Genomic DNA, 5565 nt, shown 5'->3' on the forward strand with positions numbered 1-5565 from the left:
GTATATTATTAAATAGAGTATATGATATTTTAAAAAGTATATCACATATAATGTTTTAATCATTATTTTTAAGATAAAAGGAGAGTAAATTAATGTCAAATTGTATTATTGCTCAATCTGGTGGTCCAACTTCTGTAATAAATTCTAGCGTAGTAGGTTTAGTACAAGCTAATAAGGATATTAAAGCCTTCGATAAAGTATATGCTGGTTTAAATGGAATAGAAGGAATTTTAAATGGAAATATTATAGAATTAAGTGCTTTTTCTGAGGCCGAACTTAACACCTTTAGATATACCCCATCTTCTGGTTTAGGTTCATGTAGATATAAAATGAAGAAATTAGAAGAGTCATCAAGTGAATATGATATGCTATTAGACATATTAAAAGCTAATGATATAAAAGCTTTCTTTTATGTTGGTGGAAATGACTCAATGGATACTATTTCTAAACTAGGTGATTATGCTAAAAAAACTGGAATAGATATAAAATTTATAGGAATCCCAAAAACTATAGATAATGATTTAATGCATACAGATCATACTCCTGGCTTTGGTAGTGCTGCTAAGTTTATTGCAACAACTACTCTGGAAACATACTTAGATTCATCAGTTTACATAAATAATGGGATTTTTATATTAGAAACTATGGGAAGAGATACTGGTTGGCTAGCTGCATCAGCTTGTCTTGCTAGAATTGATAATAAACAAGTAGCAGACTTTATTTACTTGCCTGAAACTGTTTTTGATGAAGATAACTTTTTAGAAGATGTTAAAAATAAATTTATAGAAAATAATAAAGTATTTATAGTCGTTTCTGAAGGAATAAGAAATTCTGAAGGTAAGTTTATCTCAGAAACAAAGAAACAAGCACACGATAAATTTGGACATGCTCAATTAGGTGGTGTAGGTAATTATTTAAAAAATCTAATTATATCATCAGGTATTACTAATAGAGTTAAGGCTTTAGAACTTGGAGTACTACAAAGATGTGCTATTCACTGTGCTTCTGATATAGATCTAAAAGAAGCCTTTGAAGTTGGTTATTCAGCATTAAAATTTGCTTTAGAAGGTAATAGTGGATATATGGTTGCTATTAAAAGAGAATCAAACTCTCCATATAAAACATCTCACGTTTTAATTGAAGCAAACAAAATAGCAAACAACGTTAAGTATTTCCCTAAAGAATTAATAAATGAAAGAGGAAACAATATTAAAGAAGAAGCTTATGAATATTTTGCACCATTAATATCTGGAACTCCTTCTTTAGTTATTGATAATCACCTTCCAAAATTCAAAACCTTTAATAATGCATAATAAAGAATGTAAAATTTATAATGTAGAATGTAAAATTACAGTAATAATTCTTACAGAATTATATTTAAAATATAGTTTTTAAAACTCAGCTTCGACTGAGTTTTTTTCCTTAGTTCTTCACTTCTCACTCTATCTCTTCACTTTTAATTCTCAATTTTCCATGCTTCTTCACTTTTCCCTCTTAACTCTTCACTAATTCCCCCATTCCTGATTCCTTAATTGTTTCATTCTTTCATTCTTTCACTTTTTTATTTTCTCCTATTTGCTTAGGCAAGTACCTTAGAGTATAATAATATTGTTAATTTTGTGATTTACGTAATTTAAATATAGTTAAAATAAATTGGAGGACCATTATGATAGTTTTAAGTTGCAGAGATATATCGAAAAGCTATGGAATTCAGGAAGTATTAAAAGATATTACTTTTTCAATAAATGAAGGTGATAAAGTTGGAATTATTGGTAGTAATGGAGAGGGGAAATCTACTCTATTTAAAATAATAACTAAGGAATTATCACAAGATAGTGGTGAAATTTTTATAGATAAAAATAGAACTATTGGCTATTTAACTCAACATGTAGATTTGGATATGGAAAACACTATTTATGATGAAATGAACTTAGTTTTTAAAGATTTATTAGATATAGAAGAAAAACTACATATCCTTGAAAGGAAAATGGCTGAGCCTTATACTGAGGAAAATGCTGCTTCACATGAAAAAGCAATTAAGGACTATACTACTCTTCAAGATCTTTATTCTCATAAAGGTGGCTATACATATAAAGGAGAAATATCTAGGGTATTAAAAGGTCTTGGATTTATGGAAGATGACTTTAATAATATTATAAGCACTTTAAGTGGAGGTCAAAAAACAAGAGTAGCCCTATGTAAGCTATTGCTTAAAAAACCTGATATTATTCTTTTAGACGAACCTACAAACCACTTAGACTTAGAGGCTATCGAATGGCTTGAAGATTACCTTAAAAATTATAAGGGAACAGTACTTATAATTTCCCATGATAGATTTTTCTTAGATGCTGTAACTAATAATACCTTTGAAGTAATTAATGGACATGTAAATTGTTATAACGTACCATATACAAAATATATTGAACAAAGAAAGAAAAAATATGAAACCCAATTAAAAGCATATAATCTTCAACAAGCAGAAATTAAAAGACAAGAAGCTATTATAGAAAGATTTAGAAGTTTTAATAGAGAAAAAAGTATTCGAGCAGCTGAAAGTAGAGAAAAAGCTTTAGATAAAATGGAAAAACTAGATGCACCCGACAGGGAAAAGGATGCTTCTAAAATCAACTTCGAGACTTCAGTGAAAAGTGGCCATGATGTTCTTCATATAGAAGGTTTATCAAAAAGCTATGACGATAAAACACTTTTTAATGGTCTTTCCTTAGATTTAAAAAGAGGAGAAAAAGTTGCATTAATAGGTGAGAATGGTGGTGGTAAAACTACTTTATTTAATATTGTTTTAGGTAATATTAATTCTGATGCTGGTAATGTTGTTTTGGGTACCAACGTTAACCTTGGATATTATGATCAAGAGCAATCCAACTTAAACTTAGATAAAACAATAATTGATGAAGTATGGGATGAGTTTCCTAATTTAACTACTAGTAAGCTAAGAGGATATCTTGCTTCATTCTTATTTACTGGTGATGATGTTTTCAAAGTAATAAACACCTTAAGTGGTGGAGAGAAATGTAGAATAAACTTGCTAAAGCTTATGATTTCTAAATCAAACTTTTTATTACTAGATGAGCCTACAAACCACTTAGATATTATGTCTAGAGAAGCTTTGGAGGATGCACTTTTAACTTATGATGGAACTTTAATGGTTATTTCTCATGATAGATACTTTTTAAATAAAGTAGTTAATAGAATCCTTGAGCTTAATAAAAATGGAATTAATGAATACCTAGGTAATTACAGTTACTATCAAGAGAAAAAAGTTAATCCAAATAGGTTTGAAGTTATGGAGGAAATAGCTAAAGGGAAAACTAAGACTCAGCTAAAAGAAGAGAAGAGAAAGAAAAAAGAACTAGAAAAAGAAGAAAAAGCTATGAAAATAAGATTTAAAAAGCTTGAAGATGAAATAGCTAAAGAAGAAAATAATTTACTAGCCCTTCAAGAAAAACTTTGTTTAGAAGAAGTTTATTCAAATCCTGTGGAAAGTGAAAAAATAAGCAAGGAAATTAAAAACTTAGAAGACAAAATCTCTTCTTTATATGAAGAATGGGAAAATTGTGCTATTGAAGACAGTGCAAATGAATAATTTACTATTTCTCTAAAATTCTAATACTAAAGAAGGAGCTGTCGCACAAACAGCCTAAATTAAGAATTAATTTTTCATTATTAATTCTTAGTTTTTCATTGTGAGACAGCTCCTTCTTATTTTTTTAATTATTTAATATAAAACTATTAATTTTTTGCTCAAAGTCAATATAAATTATTTCTTTCCTGTAGAACCAAACCCACCTCTATCTGCATTACCAAATGTATCTACTTCTTCAAATTCTATAGAAGGCATTACTTCCATAATTCTAAATTGAGCAATTTTATCTCCTCTTTCAATGAAAGTTCCCTTTACTCCATTTTCTTCACTTTTTCCTTGTAAACAGAATACAGGCATATGCCATTGATCATTATCACCTATATAACTTGAATCTACTACTCCTAGGCTATTAGTTTGTATTATACCCCAAGTTTTAAATGTAGAGCTTCTTGGTGCAAGATGCCCTTCCCACCCCTCTGGAAGTTCAAGTGCAAATCCTAAAGGTATCATTGCCCTTTCCCCTTCTTTTATAAACATATCCTTATTAGCATATACATCTATCCAATCACCTTTAGATATCTTATTTAATCTAGTTGCATTCTCAAAATATTTAATTCTAATTATCATATGTATCTCTCCTTATTAACTAGTCTTCTATTCTATTTTAACATAAAAGGAGATTTTATAAGTAATTCTCACTTTATAAAATCTCCAAAAAACTATCTTCTATAATATCCTTGTTTAATTTTATTAACTACACAAATATTGCTTAGTTTATTATTCTTATCAATAGTTACTTCATTCCAATTATAATATACTGGTTTTTCGAAAAATCTTCTATCTACAATCGAAATAACCCTAAAGGCTCCATTAGGAAGGTGTTTAAACTCTGCTATTCCTCTAGTATCTGTAAATTTTGAATCAAATAATCTTGGAGAAACTCCATTTAAAATATAAAGATTTATTCTAGCTCCCTTTAGTTCTACTCCGTCCTTAGAGCCTAACTTTGATAATACTATAATTTCTCCTTTAGCTTCAGGAGCTTCCTTCTTACCATACTTCTCTTCTAAAGAACTCTCTATTTCAGAATAAACACTATTATATCCTTTATATCGTTCTTCTAAAAACCTTTCTTCACCATAAGTTTTAGATGTTTCTTCTACTCCCTCATTTAAATCTTCATAGTATTCTTCTTCTTCTCCGCTAATATCTTCTTTCTTAAAATCGCTTTGAACAATATTATCATCTTCTGCTATGTTAATTATGTTATTATCATTAATTATTTTACTTGCATTAATGGTACCTCCAGTATTAATACCGCTTCCACCATTGATATCCTCATCTACTTTAATAAATAAATTAACATTACCATTTTCATCTATAGTATATTGGCTATTTCCATTTTCATCGCTTTGATATTGATCATCAATTACTATTTTCATTTTAACCTCCAAAGTCCAATATAGTTACATAATACGATTTCTACATTTACTTTGTGATTAAAATATAATATAAATTTAAATATTTTATTAGCTAGCAAATATCATCTTAGCTGCATCTTCAAATTCAATTGGTCTACTGAAATAATACCCTTGAATTACATCACAACTAATATTACTTAAGTACTCTAGTTGCTCTTTAGTCTCTACACCTTCAGCAACTACAGTTAAATTTAAATAATGGGATAACTCTATTATACTATTTATAATATACTCACATTTTTCTTCGATAAGAATACCATCTATAAAACTCTTGTCTATCTTTAATACATCTATAGGTAGTGTTCTTAAGTAACTAAGAGATGAATATCCTGTTCCAAAATCATCTAAAGCCAAAGTTACGCCAAGATTTTTTAACTTTTCTAATGTGTTGATATTTTTTTCTGGATACTTCATTATAATACTTTCAGTTATCTCAAATTCAACATAACTTGCATCTAGCTCCAGGCTTTTTATAGTTTC

5 protein-coding genes are annotated in these 5565 nt (G+C 28.5%); 2 read left to right on the plus strand and 3 right to left on the minus strand.

Going from position 1 to position 5565, the window contains the following annotated elements; translation table 11 throughout:
- Nucleotides 1-92: 92 nt before the first annotated feature.
- Nucleotides 93-1313: a 6-phosphofructokinase gene (locus tag E6248_RS12285; protein WP_316341092.1), complete on the plus strand. Its 1221-nt coding sequence runs from the start codon at nucleotides 93-95 to the stop codon at nucleotides 1311-1313.
- A gap of 353 nt (nucleotides 1314-1666) precedes the next feature.
- Nucleotides 1667-3604, plus strand: a complete 1938-nt coding sequence (locus E6248_RS12290; RefSeq protein WP_316341093.1) for an ABC-F family ATP-binding cassette domain-containing protein — start codon at nucleotides 1667-1669, stop codon at nucleotides 3602-3604.
- Between the two features lie 174 nt (nucleotides 3605-3778).
- On the opposite strand, the gene E6248_RS12295 is transcribed toward E6248_RS12290, so the two are convergent.
- The 3 genes from E6248_RS12295 to E6248_RS12305 form a co-directional block, all read right to left on the minus strand.
- A complete protein-coding gene (locus tag E6248_RS12295; protein ID WP_316341094.1) occupies nucleotides 3779-4231 on the minus strand; it encodes a deoxyuridine 5'-triphosphate nucleotidohydrolase in 453 nt (150 codons plus the stop codon).
- A 92-nt stretch (nucleotides 4232-4323) separates the two neighbouring features.
- Nucleotides 4324-5046, minus strand: a complete 723-nt coding sequence (locus tag E6248_RS12300) for a calcium-binding protein (RefSeq protein ID WP_316341095.1) — start codon at nucleotides 5044-5046, stop codon at nucleotides 4324-4326.
- 87 nt (nucleotides 5047-5133) lie between these two features.
- The coding region (locus E6248_RS12305) for an EAL domain-containing protein (protein WP_316341096.1) at nucleotides 5134-5565 on the minus strand (432 nt) is incomplete at its 5' end.

Source organism: Clostridium sp., assembly GCF_032552055.1.
Lineage (GTDB): Bacteria > Bacillota > Clostridia > Clostridiales > Clostridiaceae > Clostridium.